This window comes from Chryseobacterium rhizosphaerae, from assembly GCF_003385455.1.
Classification (GTDB): domain Bacteria; phylum Bacteroidota; class Bacteroidia; order Flavobacteriales; family Weeksellaceae; genus Chryseobacterium; species Chryseobacterium rhizosphaerae.
In genome coordinates this window covers 13027-31805 of sequence record NZ_QNUF01000020.1, presented here as the reverse complement: position 1 = coordinate 31805, position 18779 = coordinate 13027, and the positions used below count along the sequence as shown (strand labels likewise).

29 protein-coding genes are annotated in these 18779 nt (G+C 35.2%); 28 read left to right on the top strand and 1 reads right to left on the bottom strand.

The window, feature by feature from the left end; translation table 11 throughout:
- Window positions 1–5: 5 nt before the first annotated feature.
- The 20 genes from rpmC (at window position 6) to rplQ (ending at window position 9449) form a co-directional block, all read left to right on the top strand.
- Entirely contained in the window at window positions 6–191 is a 186-nt protein-coding gene (rpmC, locus tag DRF57_RS15960) for a 50S ribosomal protein L29 (protein WP_027371716.1), read from the top strand.
- Window positions 192–203: 12 nt separating this feature from the next.
- The gene (rpsQ, locus tag DRF57_RS15955; protein WP_027371715.1) at window positions 204–458 is read left to right on the top strand and encodes a 30S ribosomal protein S17; all 255 of its coding nucleotides are present in this window, start codon (window positions 204–206) and stop codon (window positions 456–458) included.
- Between the two features lie 2 nt (window positions 459–460).
- Window positions 461–829: a 50S ribosomal protein L14 gene (rplN, locus tag DRF57_RS15950; RefSeq protein WP_002983226.1), complete on the top strand. Its 369-nt coding sequence runs from the start codon at window positions 461–463 to the stop codon at window positions 827–829.
- A gap of 22 nt (window positions 830–851) precedes the next feature.
- Window positions 852–1178 carry a 50S ribosomal protein L24 gene (gene rplX, locus DRF57_RS15945; RefSeq protein ID WP_047427597.1) on the top strand — a complete coding sequence of 109 codons (327 nt, stop codon included), beginning with the start codon at window positions 852–854 and terminating at the stop codon, window positions 1176–1178.
- 13 nt (window positions 1179–1191) lie between these two features.
- Window positions 1192–1743, top strand: coding sequence for a 50S ribosomal protein L5 (gene rplE, locus DRF57_RS15940; RefSeq protein ID WP_047491435.1), 552 nt, complete (start codon window positions 1192–1194; stop codon window positions 1741–1743).
- Window positions 1744–1746: 3 nt separating this feature from the next.
- A complete protein-coding gene (rpsN, locus tag DRF57_RS15935) occupies window positions 1747–2016 on the top strand; it encodes a 30S ribosomal protein S14 (protein WP_047376574.1) in 270 nt (89 codons plus the stop codon).
- Between the two features lie 145 nt (window positions 2017–2161).
- The gene (gene rpsH / locus DRF57_RS15930) at window positions 2162–2560 is read left to right on the top strand and encodes a 30S ribosomal protein S8 (protein WP_034694686.1); all 399 of its coding nucleotides are present in this window, start codon (window positions 2162–2164) and stop codon (window positions 2558–2560) included.
- Between the two features lie 17 nt (window positions 2561–2577).
- Window positions 2578–3123, top strand: a complete 546-nt coding sequence (rplF, locus tag DRF57_RS15925) for a 50S ribosomal protein L6 (RefSeq protein WP_047491438.1) — start codon at window positions 2578–2580, stop codon at window positions 3121–3123.
- Between the two features lie 15 nt (window positions 3124–3138).
- Window positions 3139–3492: a 50S ribosomal protein L18 gene (gene rplR / locus DRF57_RS15920; RefSeq protein ID WP_047491441.1), complete on the top strand. Its 354-nt coding sequence runs from the start codon at window positions 3139–3141 to the stop codon at window positions 3490–3492.
- A 19-nt stretch (window positions 3493–3511) separates the two neighbouring features.
- Entirely contained in the window at window positions 3512–4033 is a 522-nt protein-coding gene (gene rpsE / locus DRF57_RS15915) for a 30S ribosomal protein S5 (protein WP_042721505.1), read from the top strand.
- Between the two features lie 10 nt (window positions 4034–4043).
- Window positions 4044–4220: a 50S ribosomal protein L30 gene (gene rpmD, locus DRF57_RS15910; RefSeq protein WP_029297759.1), complete on the top strand. Its 177-nt coding sequence runs from the start codon at window positions 4044–4046 to the stop codon at window positions 4218–4220.
- A 20-nt stretch (window positions 4221–4240) separates the two neighbouring features.
- Window positions 4241–4690 carry a 50S ribosomal protein L15 gene (rplO, locus tag DRF57_RS15905; protein ID WP_047491447.1) on the top strand — a complete coding sequence of 150 codons (450 nt, stop codon included), beginning with the start codon at window positions 4241–4243 and terminating at the stop codon, window positions 4688–4690.
- Between the two features lie 9 nt (window positions 4691–4699).
- On the top strand, window positions 4700–6079 hold the full coding sequence (gene secY, locus DRF57_RS15900; RefSeq protein ID WP_047491450.1) for a preprotein translocase subunit SecY: 1380 nt from the start codon (window positions 4700–4702) through the stop codon (window positions 6077–6079).
- Window positions 6080–6082: 3 nt separating this feature from the next.
- Window positions 6083–6298, top strand: a complete 216-nt coding sequence (gene infA, locus DRF57_RS15895; RefSeq protein WP_034684855.1) for a translation initiation factor IF-1 — start codon at window positions 6083–6085, stop codon at window positions 6296–6298.
- A gap of 63 nt (window positions 6299–6361) precedes the next feature.
- Entirely contained in the window at window positions 6362–6478 is a 117-nt protein-coding gene (gene rpmJ / locus DRF57_RS15890) for a 50S ribosomal protein L36 (RefSeq protein WP_007839480.1), read from the top strand.
- Window positions 6479–6487: 9 nt separating this feature from the next.
- Window positions 6488–6865 carry a 30S ribosomal protein S13 gene (gene rpsM, locus DRF57_RS15885; protein WP_047491452.1) on the top strand — a complete coding sequence of 126 codons (378 nt, stop codon included), beginning with the start codon at window positions 6488–6490 and terminating at the stop codon, window positions 6863–6865.
- Between the two features lie 12 nt (window positions 6866–6877).
- The gene (gene rpsK / locus DRF57_RS15880) at window positions 6878–7267 is read left to right on the top strand and encodes a 30S ribosomal protein S11 (RefSeq protein ID WP_047491454.1); all 390 of its coding nucleotides are present in this window, start codon (window positions 6878–6880) and stop codon (window positions 7265–7267) included.
- A 19-nt stretch (window positions 7268–7286) separates the two neighbouring features.
- Window positions 7287–7895, top strand: coding sequence for a 30S ribosomal protein S4 (rpsD, locus tag DRF57_RS15875; protein WP_047491456.1), 609 nt, complete (start codon window positions 7287–7289; stop codon window positions 7893–7895).
- A gap of 33 nt (window positions 7896–7928) precedes the next feature.
- Window positions 7929–8924, top strand: coding sequence for a DNA-directed RNA polymerase subunit alpha (locus tag DRF57_RS15870; RefSeq protein WP_047491458.1), 996 nt, complete (start codon window positions 7929–7931; stop codon window positions 8922–8924).
- Window positions 8925–8930: 6 nt separating this feature from the next.
- The gene (rplQ, locus tag DRF57_RS15865; protein WP_047491461.1) at window positions 8931–9449 is read left to right on the top strand and encodes a 50S ribosomal protein L17; all 519 of its coding nucleotides are present in this window, start codon (window positions 8931–8933) and stop codon (window positions 9447–9449) included.
- Between the two features lie 105 nt (window positions 9450–9554).
- Here the strand turns inward: rplQ and DRF57_RS15860 are convergent, their stop codons facing one another.
- The gene (locus DRF57_RS15860; RefSeq protein ID WP_084086626.1) at window positions 9555–9989 is read right to left on the bottom strand and encodes a hypothetical protein; all 435 of its coding nucleotides are present in this window, start codon (window positions 9987–9989) and stop codon (window positions 9555–9557) included.
- A gap of 67 nt (window positions 9990–10056) precedes the next feature.
- On the opposite strand from DRF57_RS15860, the gene DRF57_RS15855 reads away from it, so the two are divergent.
- The 8 genes from DRF57_RS15855 to eno all read left to right on the top strand — a co-directional run bounded on the left by DRF57_RS15855 (window position 10057) and on the right by eno (window position 18745).
- Window positions 10057–11913: a glycoside hydrolase family 35 protein gene (locus DRF57_RS15855; protein WP_115919640.1), complete on the top strand. Its 1857-nt coding sequence runs from the start codon at window positions 10057–10059 to the stop codon at window positions 11911–11913.
- 216 nt (window positions 11914–12129) lie between these two features.
- Window positions 12130–12762, top strand: coding sequence for a response regulator (locus tag DRF57_RS15850; protein WP_047491464.1), 633 nt, complete (start codon window positions 12130–12132; stop codon window positions 12760–12762).
- 6 nt (window positions 12763–12768) lie between these two features.
- Window positions 12769–13557 carry a hypothetical protein gene (locus DRF57_RS15845; RefSeq protein WP_115919576.1) on the top strand — a complete coding sequence of 263 codons (789 nt, stop codon included), beginning with the start codon at window positions 12769–12771 and terminating at the stop codon, window positions 13555–13557.
- A gap of 640 nt (window positions 13558–14197) precedes the next feature.
- Window positions 14198–14986, top strand: a complete 789-nt coding sequence (locus DRF57_RS15835; RefSeq protein WP_047491473.1) for a sensor histidine kinase — start codon at window positions 14198–14200, stop codon at window positions 14984–14986.
- Between the two features lie 126 nt (window positions 14987–15112).
- Entirely contained in the window at window positions 15113–15439 is a 327-nt protein-coding gene (locus tag DRF57_RS15830; RefSeq protein ID WP_115919572.1) for a hypothetical protein, read from the top strand.
- Window positions 15440–15455: 16 nt separating this feature from the next.
- Complete coding sequence (locus DRF57_RS15825) at window positions 15456–15749, top strand: hypothetical protein (protein ID WP_115919570.1); 294 nt, start codon at window positions 15456–15458, stop codon at window positions 15747–15749.
- 74 nt (window positions 15750–15823) lie between these two features.
- Window positions 15824–17182: a hypothetical protein gene (locus DRF57_RS15820; RefSeq protein WP_123863335.1), complete on the top strand. Its 1359-nt coding sequence runs from the start codon at window positions 15824–15826 to the stop codon at window positions 17180–17182.
- A 270-nt stretch (window positions 17183–17452) separates the two neighbouring features.
- Entirely contained in the window at window positions 17453–18745 is a 1293-nt protein-coding gene (gene eno, locus DRF57_RS15815) for a phosphopyruvate hydratase (RefSeq protein ID WP_047491487.1), read from the top strand.
- Window positions 18746–18779: the final 34 nt, after the last annotated feature.

The window sequence follows — 18779 nt, the reverse complement described above, 5'->3', positions numbered from 1 at the left end:
ATACAATGAAAAATGCTGATATTAAAAATTTAAGCGCGGGTGATATTCAAGCTCAATTAACTGAAGCAAAAGCTCAATATTCTAAATTGAAATTGGCTCATGCAATCAGCCCAATTGAAAACCCGATTCAAATCAAAGATTTGAGAAGAACAATCGCAAGACTAAACACTGAGTTAACTAACAAACAATAATTTCATTTTACAATGGATAGAAATTTAAGAAAAGAAAGAATCGGAGTGGTTTCCAGTAATAAAATGGAAAAAACTATTGTTGTTAGTGAAACTACAAGAGTAAAGCACCCGATGTACGGTAAATTCGTTTTGAAAACGAAAAAATATACTGCACACGACGAGAACAACGAATGCACAGAAGGTGATACAGTTCTGATCCAGGAAACTAGACCTTTGAGCAAGAGCAAGAGATGGAGATTAGTAAGAATCATTGAAAAAGCTAAGTAATAATGTTACAAACAGAATCAAGATTAAAAGTTGCTGATAACACAGGTGCTAAAGAAGTATTGGTTATCAGAGTTCTGGGAGGAACCAGAAGAAGATATGCTTCAGTTGGTGATAAAATCGTTGTTACTATCAAGGATTCTACACCATCAGGAAACGCTAAGAAAGGTCAGGTATCTAAAGCTGTAGTAGTAAGAACTAAAAAAGCAGTAAGAAGAAAAGATGGTTCATACATCAAATTCGACGACAATGCTTGTGTATTACTAAACGCAGCAGGAGAAATGAGAGGAACACGTGTTTTCGGACCAGTTGCTCGTGAGTTGAGAGACAAAGAATATATGAAAATCATTTCATTAGCTCCTGAAGTACTTTAATTTTTAAAATTTTTAAAAGAAAATGTCAAAGTTAAAAATAAAAAGAGGAGATAACGTAATCATTACTACTGGTAAGAAAGATATCAAAGGTAAAACTGGTGAAGTTATTGAAGTGATCAAGAAAGAAGGAAGAGACCCTAGAGTAATCGTTGCAGGACTTAATATCGTTAAGAAACACGTTAAGCCTTCAGCTTCTAATCCTCAAGGAGGAATTACTGAGAAGGAAGCTTCTATTCATATCTCTAACGTAGCTTTAGTTGGTAAAGACGGAAAAGCTATCAAAATCGGTTACAAAATCGAAGGAGATAAGAAAGTAAGAATTAACAAAAAAACGGGGGAAACTTTATAATTTGAATTAACACATGGAATTTATAGCAAGACCCAAAAAAGCATACAAAGAGCAAATTGTTCCTGCAATGATGGAAGAATTTGGGTACAAGTCAATCATGCAAGTACCTAGATTAGAGAAAATCGTTGTATCACAAGGTTTAGGAGATGCTACTGCAGATAAGAAAATCATTGATTATGCTGTAGAAGAACTTACAAACATCACAGGTCAGAAAGCAGTAGGTACGATCTCTAAGAAAGACGAAGCTGCATTCAAACTAAGAAAAGGAATGCCTGTAGGTGCTAGAGTAACTTTGAGAGCTCACAGAATGTATGAGTTCTTAGACAGACTTACTTCTTCTGCTTTACCACGTATTAGAGATTTCTCTGGTATCAAGGCAGATGGTTTCGATGGTAGAGGTAACTACAACTTAGGTATTACTGAGCAAATTATCTTCCCTGAAATCGTAATTGACAAAGTGAAAAAAATCCAAGGGATGGACATCACTTTCGTTACTACTGCGAAGACAGATAAAGAAGCTAAAGCATTATTAACTCACTTCGGTTTACCATTTAAAAAGAACTAAGAAATGGCTAAAGAATCAATGAAAGCGCGTGAGCGCAAAAGAGAAGCACTTGTTGCTAAATACGCTGACAAAAGAAAAGCTTTAAAAGAAGCAGGTGATTACGAAGGACTTCAAAAATTACCTAAAAATGCTTCTCCTGTAAGATTACACAACAGATGTAAACTAACAGGTAGACCAAGAGGATACATGAGAACGTTTGGTATTTCCAGAGTAACTTTCAGAGAAATGGCAAACAACGGTCTTATCCCAGGTGTAAGAAAAGCCAGTTGGTAATAATTACTAATTAAAATCGGGACAATTAAGTTGTCTAGATACTAAAGAATATAAATATCAGACCGAAGTTTTCTGAAGTCTGATATTTTCCTCTTCAAGTCTTTTCAATACTGATTGTCTTTAACCAATAATTTATAAAAGAAAAATGGTAACAGATCCAATTTCAGATTTCCTAACAAGAGTAAGGAACGCACAAAGCGCAGGCCACAAAGTGGTGGAAATTCCTGCATCGAAAATCAAAAAGGAGATTACTAAGATCCTATTTGATCAAGGGTATATCTTAAACTACAAGTTTGAAGATAACGCTGTTCAAGGAGTGATCAAAATCGCTTTAAAGTACGATAAGCAAACTAACAAACCTGCTATCAAGTCTATTCAAAGAGCTTCTAGACCAGGTTTGAGACAGTACAAAGGTTCTACTGAACTTCCAAGAGTACTAAACGGTTTGGGTATTTCTATCATCTCTACTTCTAAAGGAGTAATGACTGACAAGAAAGCTAGAGAAGAGAAAGTAGGCGGTGAAGTAATCTGCTATGTTTATTAATTTTTAATCAGAGGAAAATGTCAAGAATTGGTAAAGCAATTATAACAATTCCAGCTGGAGTTACAATCACTGAAAATAACGGTGTAGTAACTGTAAAAGGAGCGAAAGGAGAACTTTCTCAAGAGCTTACAGCAGGAATTACTTTAGAACAAAAAGATGGTGAACTTAATGTAAACAGACCATCTGATTCTAAGCAACACAAAGCGCTTCACGGTTTATACAGAGCGTTGATCGCCAACATGATCGTTGGGGTATCAGAAGGTTTCGAAAAGAAACTAGAACTAGTAGGGGTAGGATATAGAGCTTCTCACACAGGTCAAAAACTTGAGTTAGCTTTAGGATTCTCTCACGGTATCGTATTAGAACTTCCAAGTGAAGTAAAAGTTGATACATTGACTGAAAAAGGTAAAAACCCAATTATTACTTTAGCGTCTCACGACAAGCAACTTCTAGGAATGGTGACTGCAAAGATCCGTTCTTTCAGAAAGCCTGAGCCATACAAAGGAAAAGGTGTAAGATTTGTAGGAGAAATTGTTAGACGTAAAGCTGGTAAATCTGCTTAATAAATTATAAGTATTATGGCATTAAGTAAATTAGAAAAAAGAATAAGAATCAAAAGAAGAGTAAGAGGGAAAATCTCTGGTTCTTCTGAATTGCCAAGATTATCTGTATATAAAAGTAATAAGGAAATTTACGCTCAGTTAATCGACGATAAAAATGGTAAAACTTTAGCATCAGCTTCTTCTAGAGAGAAAGGTGTAGACGCTAAAGGTACTAAGACTGAAATTTCTGCTGCTGTAGGTAAAGCTATCGCTGCTAAAGCGGTTGCTGCAGGAATCGAAAGTATTGTATTTGACAGAAACGGTTTCGTATACCATGGAAGAGTGAAAGCTCTAGCTGATGGTGCGAGAGAAGGTGGACTTAAATTCTAATCATTAAATTTCGGAAAATATGTTAGGACTAGATAATATAGAAAGAGTAAAACCGGGAGGATTAGAATTAAAAGATCGTCTCGTAGCTGTTAACAGAGTAACAAAAGTAACTAAAGGGGGTAGAGCTTTCGGATTTTCTGCTATTGTTGTAGTAGGAAACGAAGAAGGTGTTATCGGTTTTGGTTTAGGAAAATCTAAAGAGGTTGCTTCTGCAATTGCTAAGGCAGTGGAAGATGCTAAGAAAAACCTTGTTAAAGTTCCTGTAATGAACCACACTATTCCTCACCAAACTACTGCTAGATACGGTGGTGCAGATATCTTCTTAAGACCTGCTTCTCACGGTACAGGACTTATCGCCGGTGGTGCGGTAAGAGCGGTATTGGAATCTGCTGGTATTCACGATATCCTTTCAAAATCTAAAGGATCTTCTAACCCTCACAACGTAGTGAAAGCTACTTTTAAAGCGTTATTAGATATCAGAAGACCTGAGGAGATCGCTAGAATGAGAGGAGTTTCTCTAAGTAAAGTGTTTAACGGTTAATATTAGAACAATGGCAACAATTAAAGTAAAGCAAGTAAGAAGCGCTATTGGTAGAACAAAAACCCAAAAGAGAACGCTTGAAGCATTAGGATTAAAGAAACTTCACCAAGTTGTAGAACATGAAGCTACTCCTTCTATCTTAGGAATGATAGCTGCAGTTAGTCATTTACTTGAAGTTCAAAAATAATTTTTAAAAAAGAAATTAAAATGAATTTAAATAACATAAAACCTGCTGCAGGATCTACTTTCAATTCAAAAAGAATTGGTAGAGGTCAAGGTAGTGGAAAAGGAGGTACTGCTACAAAAGGACATAAAGGACAGAAAGCAAGAGCTGGTTATTCTCAGAAAATCGGTTTTGAAGGAGGTCAGATGCCTTTACAAAGAAGATTACCTAAATTCGGATTCAAAAACGTAAACAGAAAAGAGTTTAGAGGAGTTAACCTTGATACTATCCAGACTTTAATCGAGAACAAATCCATCACTGGAGATATCACGAAAGAAGTTTTAGTAGCAAATGGAGTAGTTTCTAAAAACGAATTAGTGAAAATTATGGGTAGAGGAGAATTGAAATCTGCGGTTTCAATCTCTGCTGACAAGTTCACTAAATCTGCTGAAGAGCTTATTGCTAAGGCAGGTGGAAAAGCAATTACCTTATAATACTTACTAATGAAAGAATTTATACAAACACTTAAAAATATTTGGAGCCTAAAGGAATTAAGAGATAAAATTCTCTTTACGTTAGGTATTATCCTTGTGTATAGATTCGCATCTTATATTTCACTTCCTGCAATTAACCTTGCAGAGGTGGGAGATCTCTTAGAGCATTATAAAAATCAAGGCGGTAACAAGCAAGGAGCAGGTCTCCTTGGCTTGCTTTCGTCGTTTACGGGGGGAGCTTTCAGCCACGCTTCCGTAATGGCGTTAGGAATCATGCCTTATATTTCTGCTTCTATTATTGTTCAGTTGATGGGAATGGCTATTCCTTATCTTCAGAAGCTTCAGAAAGATGGAGAGTCAGGTAGAAATACATTGAACCAAATTACAAGATGGTTAACAATCGGAGTTTGTCTGGTACAGGCACCTTCTTACTTAACTTCTATTACTCAATTATTCTTACCGTATGCTCAATTCCAATCTGCATATTATGTAGAGCCAAATTCTATTATGTTCTGGTTACCAAGTATTGTAATCTTGGTAGGTGGTTCAGTATTCGCAATGTGGTTGGGTGAGAAAATCACCGACAAAGGTATCGGAAACGGTATCTCTATCCTTATTATGGTGGGGATCCTTTCAAGATTACCTGAAGCATTCGTTCAGGAGATGGCCGTGCAGAACGGAAAAGGAGGAATGGGATCTATTATGATCCTTATTGAAGTATTATTCTGGATGGTGGTGGTTCTTTTAGCAGTGATACTATCCGTAGCTGTTAGAAAAATACCAATTCAGTATGTAAGCAGAGCTCAAGCAAGAGGAGGTGTAAACAGAAATCTTATGCAGGGAGCAAGACAATGGATTCCATTGAAAGTAAATGCTGCTGGTGTAATGCCGATTATCTTTGCTCAGGCATTGATGTTCGTACCAGGACTATTAACAAAATTCGATGAGTCTAACACTTTTCTTGCAGGTTTCAAGAATGTTTTTAGCTGGCAGTACAATGTATTGTTTGCGCTATTAATTATTATCTTCTCGTTTTTCTATACTGCAATTACAATTCCGGTGAACCAGATGGCCGATGATTTGAAGAGAAATGGAGGTTTAGTACCGAAAGTAAGACCCGGTAAAGAGACAGCTGATTATTTAGATGATATTTTATCAAAAATTACCTTGCCAGGTGCAATTTTTTTATCTATCTTTGCAGTCCTTCCAGCAATTGTGCATGGAAGCTTTGTTCAGACGGATGCGTTTGCCCTATTTTTCGGGGGAACGTCATTATTGATTATGGTGGGAGTAATTTTAGATACTGTTCAACAGATTAATACATATCTGCTGAACCATCACTATGATGGTTTAATGCAGTCTAAACTGTCTAGAACGACTGGATATTAATTTATGGCAAAACAAAAACATATTGAACAAGACGGCGTTATAACGGAAGCACTTTCGAACGCTCAGTTCCGTGTAGAACTTGAAAATGGGCATATACTTATTGCTCATATTTCTGGTAAAATGCGAATGCACTATATTAAACTTTTACCTGGTGATAAGGTAAAACTAGAAATGTCTCCCTATGATTTAACGAAAGGGAGAATTACATTTAGATATTAAACAAAATAGCCAAATGGAATAAACATTCCATTTGGCATTTGTTAAAAAATAAATACTATCAAAATGAAAGTAAGAGCATCAATTAAAAAAAGAAGCGCTGATTGCAAAATTGTACGCAGAAAAGGTGTCCTATTTGTAATCAACAAGAAGAACCCAAAATTTAAACAAAGACAAGGCTAACATTAAATTATGGCGAGAATTGCAGGTATTGATTTACCAAAAAACAAAAGAGGTGTTATCGGTTTAACTTACATCTATGGAGTAGGAAGAAGTACTTCTTCTGAAATCCTTAAAGCTGCCGGTATCAGCGAAGACAAGAAAGTCAACGAATGGAATGACGATGAATTGGCTGCAATCAGAACATATATCTCTGACAACGTAAAAGTAGAAGGAGAATTAAGATCTGAAGTGCAATTGAACATCAAGAGATTGATGGACATAGGATGCCAACGAGGAATACGTCACAGACTAGGATTACCTTTAAGAGGCCAGAGAACGAAAAACAACTCTAGAACCCGTAAAGGAAAGAGAAAAACAGTTGCTAACAAGAAAAAGGCAAGTAAATAATCGTTAGGAATTATGGCAAAACAAAGTAAAGTAGTTAAAAAAAGAAAAGTAAAAGTTGAAGCTATTGGTGAAGCACATATTCAAGCTTCTTTCAATAACATCATCATTTCTTTAACAAATAAAAGTGGAGAGGTTATCTCTTGGGCGTCTGCCGGTAAAATGGGATTCAGAGGTTCTAAAAAGAACACTCCTTTTGCTGCTCAAATGGCAGCTGAAAATTGCTCTAATGTTGCTCACGAAGCTGGATTAAGAAGAGTAAAGGTGTATGTGAAAGGTCCTGGTGCAGGTAGAGAATCTGCTATCAGAACGATTCACAATTCAGGAATTGAAGTTAGCGAAATCGTTGATGTGACGCCAATGCCACACAATGGATGTAGACCACCTAAAAGAAGAAGAGTTTAATTTTTAGAATTTACCCATTATGGCAAGATATATTGGACCTAAAACTAAGATTGCTAGAAAGTTTGGAGCTGCAATCTACGGAGATGATAAGAACTTCGAAAAGAGAAAAAACCAACCGCCAGGACAACACGGTCCTAACAAAAGAAGAGGTGCTAAAAAATCAGAATATGCAGTTCAGTTAGCTGAAAAACAAAAAGCTAAATATACTTACGGTATTTTAGAAAGACAGTTTGCTAACCTATTTGAAAAAGCACACAGAAGCAAAGGAGTAACAGGTGAAGTTCTTTTACAACTTTGTGAATCAAGATTGGATAACGTAGTATACAGATTAGGTTTTGCTAAAACTAGATCTGGTGCTAGACAACTAGTTTCTCACAGACACATTACTGTGAATGGAGAAATTCTTAACATCCCTTCGTATTTGGTAAAAGCTGGTGATGTAATCGCTGTAAGAGAGAAATCTAAATCTCTTGACGTGGTAACAAATGCATTAGCTTCTAAAGCAAATTATGAGTGGTTACAATTCAACGATGAGAAGAAAGAAGGTACCTTCATTTCTGCTCCTGAAAGAATCCAAATTCCGGAAGACATCAAGGAGAACCTTATCGTCGAACTTTACTCTAAATAATTTTTTAATCAAATTTTTGCTCAACCCAATAATATGGCAATTTTACAATTCATAAAACCCGATAAAGTAATTTTACTTAACTCTGATGAATTTAAAGGTCAATTTGAATTCAGACCTTTAGAACCAGGTTTCGGGCTTACAATAGGTAATGCTTTGAGAAGAGTGTTACTTTCTTCTCTGGAAGGATACGCTATTTCATCTATCAAAATAGAAGGTGTAGAGCACGAATTTTCAACTATTCCAGGAGTAATCGAAGATGTTACCGAAATTATTCTTAACCTTAAGCAGGTGAGATTAAAAGCTACAGCAGAAGGCCAGGCTAACGAGCAGGTTGTTGCTAAAGTTTCAGGTCAAACGGTTATTACTGCTGGTGATTTAGGAAAGTCTATCAACGGATTTGAGGTTCTAAACCCAGATTTAATGATCTGCAACCTAAACAGTGATGTAACTTTCGAAATTACTTTCAATATTGAAAAAGGTAGAGGGTATGTTCCTTCAGAACAAAATAAGTCAAACAATGCACCTATTGGTACTATTGCTATTGACTCTATTTTCACGCCAATCAAGAAAGTACAATACAGCATTGAAAATTATCGTGTAGAGCAAAAAACAGACTACGAAAAACTTGTATTAGATATAGAAACTGATGGTTCCATCAGTCCTCAAAATGCTTTAACAGAAGCTTCTAAGATATTAATTTATCACTTCATGTTATTCTCTGATGAGAGAATCACTCTTGAAACTGAAGCTGTAAAAGCATCTATCCAATACGATGAAGAAACTCTTCATACAAGACAACTTCTTAAGTCTAAATTAGCAGATATGGATCTTTCTGTAAGAGCCCTTAACTGTCTGAAAGCAGCTGAAGTAGAAACTCTTGGAGAACTTGTTTCTTACAGTAAGTCTGATTTGATGAAATTCAGAAATTTTGGTAAAAAATCTTTGACAGAACTAGAAGAATTAGTGCATTCAAAAGGTCTTAACTTCGGTTTCGACGTTGCAAAATATAAGTTAGACGCTGATAAATAATTAATAATGAGACACGGTAAAAAATTCAATCACTTAGGAAGAACAGCTTCTCACAGAAGTGCTTTACTTTCTAATATGGCTTGTTCTCTAATTGAGCATAAAAGAATCAACACTACTGTAGCTAAAGCTAAGGCTTTAAGAGTATATGTTGAGCCTCTATTAACAAAAGCAAAAGAAGATACTACACATAACAGAAGAGTAGTATTCTCTTACCTTCAAAATAAATTTGCGGTTGCTGAATTATTCAGAACTGTAGCTCCTAAAATCGCTGAAAGAAACGGTGGTTATACAAGAATCATTAAGACAGGTTTCAGACCAGGTGATGCTGCTGATATGGCTCTTATCGAATTGGTAGATTTCAACGAGCTTTACAACCCTAATGCTGAAGAGAAAAAAGCTACAAGAAGAAGCAGAAGAGCTACTACATCTAAAAAAGTTGAAGCAGTAGTTGCTGATGCTCCAGTAGTAGAAGAAAAAGTAGAAGAAGCAAAAGCTGATACTACTGAAGAAAAAACTGAGGAATAATATTCATTCAGATATAAATTGAAAACCATCCGGACTCCGGATGGTTTTTTTATTGGTAGTCTATTGGGATAGTTGATAGCCCCAAATCCGAAACCGGATTCCAACTTAAATCTTTGTTCTTTTCAGTTCAATAATATTATTGCCTTGCTCAAGGTGGAGGCTGTCTCCTTTTACCCTGGCTGTCATATCATCTTTTTTATAAATGGTTTCACCATCTTTGGTTTCCGTTTTAGGTAACGTGAATGTTTTCTTATTGCTGGTAATAGCTACTGTATTTTCCTTCGGATCATTTTTGAAAACTACTTTTACCAATGTTCCGTCTGTTGCTTTATAAACAAAATCGGTTTTTTCAGTTTTTTGACCATTGACCTCTATGGTCGATGAACTTTGTGTTACTGAATCAACTTTTCCGTTAGTATCAGTCACTAAGGTTTCCGAACTGTCTGCTTTGATAACGCTTTTGTTTCCGCTTTCACTTTTCTTGCAGCTTATTGCTGTTAATGTAAGTACTGCACCCAGTACCAAAATGCTTTTTTTCATGATTATTTTTTTGATATTCAAATTAATTTTTTTGTAATTTAATTTTACAAAAATCATGCCCTATACTATGAAGAATTTCAACAAATATATATGTATTATTCTGTTCATTCTCTCCACAAATTTAGCATTTTCTCAGAAAGGAAATTTCGAAATAAAAGAGGGTCAGTTTTTATTGAATGGAAAGCCATTCATCATTTATTCAGGAGAAATGCATTATCCAAGAGTTCCATCATCTTATTGGAAGCATCGTCTTCAAATGATGAAAGCCATGGGGTTGAATACTGTTACTACCTATGTCTTTTGGAATTACCATGAAGAAGCCCCCGGCAAATGGAATTTTTCCGGCGAGAAGGATTTACAGAAATTCATTAAAACAGCCAAAGAAGTAGGCTTATATGTTATTATTCGTCCCGGCCCCTATGTTTGTGCAGAATGGGAGTTTGGCGGATATCCCTGGTGGCTGCAAAAGAACAAGGAGCTCGAAATAAGGACTGATAATAAAGCTTTTTTAGAGGAATGTGAAAAATATATCAACCAGCTAGCTAAACAAATTGTTCCATTACAGATTAATAACGGTGGTCCCGTGATTATGGTTCAGACAGAAAATGAATTTGGATCATATGTTGCCCAAAGAAAAGATATTCCCTTGGAACAGCACCGCAAATACAGCCATAAAATAAAAGATATGCTTTTGAAGGCTGGAATTTCCACCCCTTTATTTACTTCAGACGGAAGCTCACTTTTCAAAGGAGGATCTGTTGAAGGAGCTTTGCCCACTGCAAATGGGGAAAGTGATATTGATGTTTTAAAGAAAAGCATTAATGAATACAATAACGGAAAAGGACCGTATATGGTTGCGGAATATTATCCGGGATGGTTGGATCATTGGGCTGAACCATTTGTAAAAGTTTCCACGGAAGAGGTCCTGAAACAGACCGAGCTGTACATAAAAAATGGAATCTCCTTTAATTATTATATGATCCATGGCGGGACAAACTTCGGTTTTACAAGCGGAGCCAATTATGATAAAGACCACGATATTCAGCCCGATCTTACAAGTTATGATTACGATGCCCCTATCAATGAGGCGGGTTGGGCTACCCCGAAATATATTGCTTTAAGGAAAGCATTTCAAAAAATCAATCCAGATCCTCTTCCGCAAGTACCCAATCCCATTAAAGTAATTAGCATTCCTGAAATTAAGTTTTCAAAGATTAACAGTCTGTTTGATACCACGGATCAGCAGAAACCTGTTGTTAATAATCAGCTGCTCACTTTTGAAGATTTAAATACCGGACATGGGTACGTTTTGTATAGAAGAAAATTCGGCAAAGATCAGAAAGGTATATTGGAGATAAAAGGATTGAGAGATTATGCCAATGTCTATGTAAATGGTATTTGGAAAGGAGAACTTAACAGAGTTAATAAAAAATATGATCTCGATATTGAAATCAAAGCCGGAAACCGCCTGGAGATTTTGGTGGAAAATATGGGCCGGATTAATTACGGAGCTGATATTGTTCACAATGTAAAAGGAATTATCAGCCCGGTAAAAATAAACGGTATTGAAGTTTCCGGAAATTGGGAAATGCTTCCCTTACCTTTTGATACATTTCCCAAGCTTTCCGATAAAATGAAAAATATAGCGTCCCATTCTCCCGTGGTTCAGGAAGCTGAATTTATTCTTAATGAAACAGGAGATACTTTTCTTGATATGCGGAAGCTGGGGAAAGGAATCGTTTTTATCAACGGAAAAAATATAGGACGCTATTGGAGTAAGGTAGGCCCTCAACAAACCTTATATATTCCCGGAGCGTGGCTGAAGAAAGGAAGCAATAAGATTCAGATATTTGAACAGATATTTGAAAATAACACTTCAATCAGCAGTATTGACCATCCGATTCTGGAAGAGCTTGTGAAATAACTTCTGATGTTTCACTGTGAAATTATTACTAATTCAATATTAAGTTTATTTATTTCAAAATAATTTCAAATAATATATTTTTTGAAGCGAAAAATTAGTTAAATTTAATAAAACTAAAGACTGAACCATAAATGTAAACTCTGATTTTAAAATTACCCAAAGGGGTAATTGATTCGGCTTTGTTTTCTATTGAAATTTGTTTCAAACAAAAAGGACATGAGTATTTCTATAGCCATAGTAGAAGACGAGAAGAACTACAACAATGCGTTGAAGAAGGTAATCAATTATCAACAGGACATGAAAGTAATTGCTCAGTTCTTTGATGGCAATGATGCCCTGAATAATCTCGCCAGTATTTCTCCGGATGTTGTGATGATGGATATTCAGTTACAGGATATGTTGGGAATTGAAATCATACTCAAATTGCGGAAAGACATGCCCAATACCCAGTTTATTATGTGTACAAGCTTTGAAGAGGATGAAAAAATCTTCAATTCATTAAAAGCAGGTGCTATGGGATATCTTGTAAAGGGGGAAAGTATGGATAAAATTCTTTCCTCTATCCGGGACGTACACAACGGAGGCGCTCCCATGAGTTTCTCTATCGCCCGAAAAGTTCTGCATCATTTTGAAAAAGAAGCTCCCGAGGTTAAAGGCTTTGATGAGCTTACCGAGCGCGAAAAAGAAATCCTGGAACTCCTCTCACAGGGGCTTCTGTACAAAGAAATTGCCGATAAAAAATTCATCAGCATGGATACGGTAAAAAAACATGTTGGAAATATCTACAGAAAACTTCACGTCAATAATAAAGTGGAGGCCATCAATAAACTCAACCAAACTAAAAACTAAGAAACCATGAAAACTATTAAATTCTTAAAGATTATTCCGTTACTAGCATTGCCGCTGTTTTTAATAACCTGTAAAAAATCGGGAGATACTGATAAAGTGGGAACAAGTACAGATAAAAATGCATCCGCAGATAAAAAGGGAAACCTTCATATTGATTTTCTGGACAGAATTTCCAATGAAGAAATAATAAAAGGTAAAGAGAATTTTCAAAAACTGAATCTAAAATCTGATCTTAAAATTAATTTAAACTATAGTGACTTTGAAAAAATGATCAATAGTGCTAATAAAAAATATGCAAAGTTCTTTTTCCTTTCAGATGCAAACGACTCTCTATCTTTAGGAATGGCCCTGTCAGATGACGATATGTTGAACTATGATAAAGATGCTCTCTATATTTTATCAGGCGATCATTTCGTGCCGGATTCAAATGGTATATTTAAAGATAAAAAGAAAAAATTTGACGCTTTCAAAAGTAAACTGGTAGACAGTGTGAGTAAAAATGATCCTTGTGATATGATTATATATACCCTTGATGATATAAAAAGGTATTTTCAAATGACACGTGATATTGAAAAAATGACTCTACACAAAATTATTGATCTTCAGTTTGAATACATTCAGTTTAAAGATTTTACTAGAAAAGACGGTACTTTAATAGACTACACCAAAAATAAAGACTCAAGAATTTCATTTGCTGTAAAAACGAATTACGATGATACAAGTGCGGCAAGGGATGTGAATATATCAAGTGATATTATCAACTTTTATTATGATGCAGGTGACTTAAAACCCTAATCAAAATGCTGATAGGAATTATATATAAGATACTATTATTATTTCCTTTAATAAAATCTTTTTATCTGGGTAGAAAATATTCTTTCTCTGCCCAGAATTATCTTTTTGTTTATTTTCTCATCACTTTTATGAATGAGTGGCTTTCCTTCACAAGAGACCAGTGTAATCCCGATGTGAAGGTAGGACTGCAGTACAATCTTTATTTTATCTTTTGTATTGTATTCTTTTATTTTTACTACTCATTGCTTTTTAAAGGCATTATAAAAAAAATAGCCCTGTTGAGTACAGTCCTATCATTAGGCTATATATTTTTTTGTACTCATTTTTTAGAAAATGATTTTGATAAGAGAATAGGAATAACAATTACCTTATTTTACATCATGAATGCGATGCTCTGGTTTTATCAGAAAATATCCTTTTTTGATGAGCATAAAATTACAAATGATCCTGTTTTCTGGATCTCTACTGCATTGCTGATGTGGAGTTGTTTTTTTATTTTCAGGGTTACCCCAATGTTTTTTTTCGCAGAGAATGATAACGAATTTCTGCAGTTTTTAAAAGTTGGACAGAATATTATTAACATTATGATGTATAGTATGTTTTATATAGCACTAATTAAATATGAAAGACGATCAACTCTATGACCCATATTCAGGATGATATCAAATTGGCTTATATTATTGCAATCTCAATAATGATGTTGTTTGTCTGTTTTATTGTTTTTGTTGTGTTAATGTATAATAAGAGACAGCTTTTATACCTCAAGGAGAAACAACTCAAAGAGGTCGAGCATCAAAACCAGCTTCTCCAAAAAGAACTTGAAAAACAAAAATCAATAGAGCAGGAACGGGAACGTATTTCCCATGATATGCATGATGATCTTGGAGCAGGCATTTCAGCCCTTAAGCTTCAGGCTGAATTCCTAAAACAGAAAGTAGAAAAAGATGACGTGCAGGATGATATCAATGAATTGCTGAAAACGTCTGAAGAAATGAATATCTCCATGCGGGAAATGCTTTGGAGCCTGAATTCAGAAAATGATACGTTGGGTAGCTTTATAGACTATGCAATTCAATATGCTGATCATTTTCTGAAAAAGACCCAAATAAAACTATGGTCAGAAAGCATAGATATTGTATCAGAAATTCCCATCTCTACAGAACTGAGACGGAATCTTTTTTTATGTTTGAAAGAAGCGGTTAATAATGGGTATAAGCATAGCCGCGCAGATGAACTGAAACTTTCATTTTCCCAGGAAAAAAATGTCTTTACTATGAAAATATCAGATAACGGGATTGGAATCTCCGAAGGGCAGCGGGAAGGGAATGGCTTTCGGAATATGAGAAGAAGGATGAATGAACAAGGCGGTGAGTTTGAACAGTCCTCCGGAGATTCGGGAACCTGCTTACTCTTTAAGATAACACTGTAAATAATTATTAGTTTTTTTTGAACAGCATCATTTTTTAATGGTGCTGTTTTGTTTTTATAATCACCCGTTTGTGTAATTGACAGGCGTGTTTTTTAGATGGAAATTTGATCTATAAAACAAATAGCCATGAAAACTTTAATTAATGACAGTATTGAAGATCTGGAGATTGCTTTAAAAAACAATACTGATCTCCAGGAGAAATTTAAACTCAATCCTGTAGAAGCATTAAAAAATGTGGAAATAAGAAATCCAAAAGACACAGATTACTGGATCTACAGAATTATAGTGATTATGCTTGGATTAGCTGTTCTGGGTATTATAACAGGACTGATCCTTATTACAATGAATAATCTCCGTTTCGATACCCAGTTGATTACCATTTTTACAGCCATTTCATCAGGGGCAATAGGCGCGCTAGCCGGACTTTTAGCCCCTTCACCCAATAAACAATAATTTAAAAACTAAGATCATGAAAAAGTTAACCATTCAAGGAACATGTACAGGTGAAAACAACATGGCAATAATTGATGTATTCAGTTCTAACGCCACCAATAAACCCTATGATGTACGAAAAGTATTCTACAAAAGTTTCATTTTTGAACTTGATGACCTGGAACCAGGGACCTCATATATTGTAGATGTTACAGGATTTACGTTTGGAACATTTGAGGTAAGCATCACAGGCGAAATTACAAAACCTTTTCAGGCTGCATTCTCAAATACAGATTTTTCACCAGGATATATCATAAAAACAAAGAAATGAAAACAATAGGTAACATTATAGTATTTGTGTTTTTATGTCTCAGTTGCTATATAAAAGCACAACAGGATGAAAGTATGAAATTGCCAGTAAATAAAGCTGAGATCAATAAAGCGACCAACCTTTATAAGACGGATAATACCAAAGAAATCCTGACAACATTTCTTAGAACGGCATTGAATAATATTACAAGCAAAGAGAAATCATTCAGTCTTAATACAACACTATATGCCATTGATTCCTTATTCCATCTTTCAAAAGGTAGCCCAAGTGATTTTATTAAGCAGACTTCATTTGATTTTAAGCTAAAAGCCAATGAACAAAATTCTATATCAAGTATTTATTTTGGATTTACAACCGCGATTGTTAATAATAAAGACCTAAAAACAAAAGAGCTGGATTCCAAAGATTTTGCAGCCCTTGAAAAGAATGTGTTTATACAGGCTGATATTAAAAAATCACTGCATGCTTTACGAATAAAAAAAGAAGAGATCAGCAATCAGAAAATTGATTCGACAAAAACACAGATCAATTCAATATTGCAATCATTAAATAAGAGCTCAAAATATGAGGATCCATGCTTTGCCCAGATAAAAATCAACAAACGATTACGGGCTTTATTTTCAAAGGTGAATTTAAGTCCTGATGAAAGTCATTTGAAACAAATAGGATTTGACAAAGTATTGGAGGGTTTAGAGGATAAGGAAATAAATGAAGTGCAGACAGCTATAGGTGGGGAACTTGAAGCACTAAAAGACTATATCAATACTAAAGAACTGGAATTTCTAAACAAAAAATGGGACGATGCCAAAAAAGAAGGTGATTTTATGATGCTTACAAATGACATTAATCAAATCAATTTTGATCGTGACGTTTTTAGAGGAACAGATGATGAAGATTATAAGAGAATTGTAAAAAGCTACCGGGAAGGAAAAGACCCTCTTAAAATGCTGTATAAAGAAGTTGCTGAAACTTATTCAAGAAGAATGCTCTGGACCGTTTCCCCGGCCATGGAGTATGACAGAGAAAATAAACAGGGAATTTATAACGTGGCAACAAAAATGACGGTAGGAATTTCTAATAAACTCCAAAGAAAACCTTGGGAAATAGAAGCTAATGCCTCATTTAAAGTTTCTAAAGATACATTGAAGCCCGCTACAAATTATGATAATCAGGTAGGTTTGATCAATTTTGGAGTGAATAAAGTCTTGCTTGAGAATAAAGATAATGAGCCCAAGATGGAGTTTAAATTCTTTACCCAGCTGGAACATCAGTTTGGAAAAACCTCCAATTTTCCAAAGAGTATTTTCAGTCTCAATTCTACTTTAAGAATAAACCTCTTCAAAACAATCTGGCTGCCAATAACCGTGAAATATGATCCGGATAACGGTAATCTTTTTGGCTTTTTTTCCATAGCTGCGAATTTGTCTGACTGATAGCCATTAATACCTTTTAAGTTTATCCTAAATAGAGCAGGTTTAAGTATGATAAAACCTTTTTTGAAACAAATCAAAGAAGGTTTTTTTCCTGTATTAAATGATATAGACAACAAAATGAAGAGATGGATGTTTCATTTTTGAATTCTTACTTATCATAATATTAAAATTAACTAAAATTTAACTCTGAAATTATTCTAAAAGATGACACTTAATACCCCCAAAAAGTTAAATTTTGATTAAATTTGTATAAACTAAAAAAAATAAAAAATGAGTGCAATTTCTTACATAGAAGCAAGACAAATTTTAGATTCCAGAGGTAATCCTACCATTGAAGTGGATGTGTTTACAGAAAGCGGAGCAATGGGACGTGCAGCTGTACCTTCGGGAGCATCTACAGGAGAACATGAAGCAGTAGAGCTACGTGACGGTGGTTCAGAGTATCTAGGAAAAGGAGTTCTGAAAGCTGTTGAAAATGTAAAAGAAGTAATTGCCGAAAATTTAGTTGGACAGCCGGTTTTTGAACAAAACTATATCGATCAGATCATGATTGATCTTGATGGAACTCCAAACAAAGGAAATCTTGGAGCTAACGCTATTTTGGGAGTTTCCTTAGCCGTAGCAAAAGCTGCTGCTGCAGAATTGGGAATGCCTTTATATAAATATGTAGGAGGAGTCAATGCAAACACACTTCCTGTTCCTATGATGAACGTAATCAATGGTGGGTCTCACTCAGATGCTCCTATTGCGTTCCAGGAATTTATGGTAATGCCGGTAAAAGCAGATTCTTTCTCTCATGCATTAAGAAAAGGAACTGAGATTTTCCATAACCTTAAATCTATCCTTCATTCAAGAGGTTTATCTACAGCAGTAGGTGATGAAGGTGGTTTCGCACCTACTTTCAAAGGAACTGAAGATGCTTTGGATACTTTACTTCAGGCTATTGAAAAAGCTGGATATAAGCCAGGTGATGATGTAATGTTAGCATTAGACTGTGCTGCTTCAGAATTTTACAAAGATGGAGTATACGATTACAGAAAATTCCAAACTCCGGATGCTGCTCAGTTCTCAAGCAGTGAGCAGGTTTCTTACTTAGCAGAATTGGCCGCTAAATATCCTATTATTTCTATCGAAGATGGTATGCAGGAAAATGACTGGGAAGGATGGAAAATGTTAACGGATAAAATTGGTGACAGAGTACAATTGGTAGGTGACGATTTATTCGTAACAAACGTAGAAAGATTATCAAGAGGAGTAAAAGAAGGAATTGCCAACTCAATTCTTGTAAAAGTAAACCAGATTGGATCTCTTTCTGAAACAATGGCTGCAGTACAAATGGCTCAGAATAACAAATTCACTTCAGTAATGTCTCACAGATCAGGAGAAACAGAAGATGCTACTATCGCTGATTTAGCTGTAGCTATGAACTGTGGACAGATCAAAACCGGGTCTGCTTCAAGATCAGACAGAATGGCAAAATATAACCAACTGTTGAGAATCGAAGAGGCTTTAGGAGAAACAGCAATTTTCCCAGGATTAGAGGCTTTTAAAATTAAAAGATAATTGAATTTATAAATGACGGCAAGCGATAATTTTT

What these genes read in the sequence shown, in the direction of transcription:
- rpmD (WP_029297759.1), top strand. Translation starts at nt 4,044, where the DNA reads ATGGCAACAATTAAAGTAAAGCAAGTAAGAAGCGCTATTGGTAGAACA.
- rplO (WP_047491447.1), top strand. Translation starts at nt 4,241, where the DNA reads ATGAATTTAAATAACATAAAACCTGCTGCAGGATCTACTTTCAATTCA.
- rpsD (WP_047491456.1), top strand. Translation starts at nt 7,287, where the DNA reads ATGGCAAGATATATTGGACCTAAAACTAAGATTGCTAGAAAGTTTGGA.
- rpmJ (WP_007839480.1), top strand. Translation starts at nt 6,362, where the DNA reads ATGAAAGTAAGAGCATCAATTAAAAAAAGAAGCGCTGATTGCAAAATT.
- DRF57_RS15850 (WP_047491464.1), top strand. Translation starts at nt 12,130, where the DNA reads ATGAGTATTTCTATAGCCATAGTAGAAGACGAGAAGAACTACAACAAT.
- DRF57_RS15820 (WP_123863335.1), top strand. Translation starts at nt 15,824, where the DNA reads ATGAAATTGCCAGTAAATAAAGCTGAGATCAATAAAGCGACCAACCTT.
- rplF (WP_047491438.1), top strand. Translation starts at nt 2,578, where the DNA reads ATGTCAAGAATTGGTAAAGCAATTATAACAATTCCAGCTGGAGTTACA.
- rpsK (WP_047491454.1), top strand. Translation starts at nt 6,878, where the DNA reads ATGGCAAAACAAAGTAAAGTAGTTAAAAAAAGAAAAGTAAAAGTTGAA.
- rpsH (WP_034694686.1), top strand. Translation starts at nt 2,162, where the DNA reads ATGGTAACAGATCCAATTTCAGATTTCCTAACAAGAGTAAGGAACGCA.
- infA (WP_034684855.1), top strand. Translation starts at nt 6,083, where the DNA reads ATGGCAAAACAAAAACATATTGAACAAGACGGCGTTATAACGGAAGCA.
- DRF57_RS15845 (WP_115919576.1), top strand. Translation starts at nt 12,769, where the DNA reads ATGAAAACTATTAAATTCTTAAAGATTATTCCGTTACTAGCATTGCCG.
- rpmC (WP_027371716.1), top strand. Translation starts at nt 6, where the DNA reads ATGAAAAATGCTGATATTAAAAATTTAAGCGCGGGTGATATTCAAGCT.
- rplQ (WP_047491461.1), top strand. Translation starts at nt 8,931, where the DNA reads ATGAGACACGGTAAAAAATTCAATCACTTAGGAAGAACAGCTTCTCAC.
- DRF57_RS15870 (WP_047491458.1), top strand. Translation starts at nt 7,929, where the DNA reads ATGGCAATTTTACAATTCATAAAACCCGATAAAGTAATTTTACTTAAC.
- rplX (WP_047427597.1), top strand. Translation starts at nt 852, where the DNA reads ATGTCAAAGTTAAAAATAAAAAGAGGAGATAACGTAATCATTACTACT.
- rpsN (WP_047376574.1), top strand. Translation starts at nt 1,747, where the DNA reads ATGGCTAAAGAATCAATGAAAGCGCGTGAGCGCAAAAGAGAAGCACTT.
- rpsM (WP_047491452.1), top strand. Translation starts at nt 6,488, where the DNA reads ATGGCGAGAATTGCAGGTATTGATTTACCAAAAAACAAAAGAGGTGTT.
- DRF57_RS15835 (WP_047491473.1), top strand. Translation starts at nt 14,198, where the DNA reads ATGACCCATATTCAGGATGATATCAAATTGGCTTATATTATTGCAATC.
- DRF57_RS15830 (WP_115919572.1), top strand. Translation starts at nt 15,113, where the DNA reads ATGAAAACTTTAATTAATGACAGTATTGAAGATCTGGAGATTGCTTTA.
- rplE (WP_047491435.1), top strand. Translation starts at nt 1,192, where the DNA reads ATGGAATTTATAGCAAGACCCAAAAAAGCATACAAAGAGCAAATTGTT.
- rpsE (WP_042721505.1), top strand. Translation starts at nt 3,512, where the DNA reads ATGTTAGGACTAGATAATATAGAAAGAGTAAAACCGGGAGGATTAGAA.
- rplN (WP_002983226.1), top strand. Translation starts at nt 461, where the DNA reads ATGTTACAAACAGAATCAAGATTAAAAGTTGCTGATAACACAGGTGCT.
- DRF57_RS15855 (WP_115919640.1), top strand. Translation starts at nt 10,057, where the DNA reads ATGAAGAATTTCAACAAATATATATGTATTATTCTGTTCATTCTCTCC.
- secY (WP_047491450.1), top strand. Translation starts at nt 4,700, where the DNA reads ATGAAAGAATTTATACAAACACTTAAAAATATTTGGAGCCTAAAGGAA.
- rpsQ (WP_027371715.1), top strand. Translation starts at nt 204, where the DNA reads ATGGATAGAAATTTAAGAAAAGAAAGAATCGGAGTGGTTTCCAGTAAT.
- DRF57_RS15825 (WP_115919570.1), top strand. Translation starts at nt 15,456, where the DNA reads ATGAAAAAGTTAACCATTCAAGGAACATGTACAGGTGAAAACAACATG.
- eno (WP_047491487.1), top strand. Translation starts at nt 17,453, where the DNA reads ATGAGTGCAATTTCTTACATAGAAGCAAGACAAATTTTAGATTCCAGA.
- DRF57_RS15860 (WP_084086626.1), bottom strand. Translation starts at nt 9,989, where the DNA reads ATGAAAAAAAGCATTTTGGTACTGGGTGCAGTACTTACATTAACAGCA.
- rplR (WP_047491441.1), top strand. Translation starts at nt 3,139, where the DNA reads ATGGCATTAAGTAAATTAGAAAAAAGAATAAGAATCAAAAGAAGAGTA.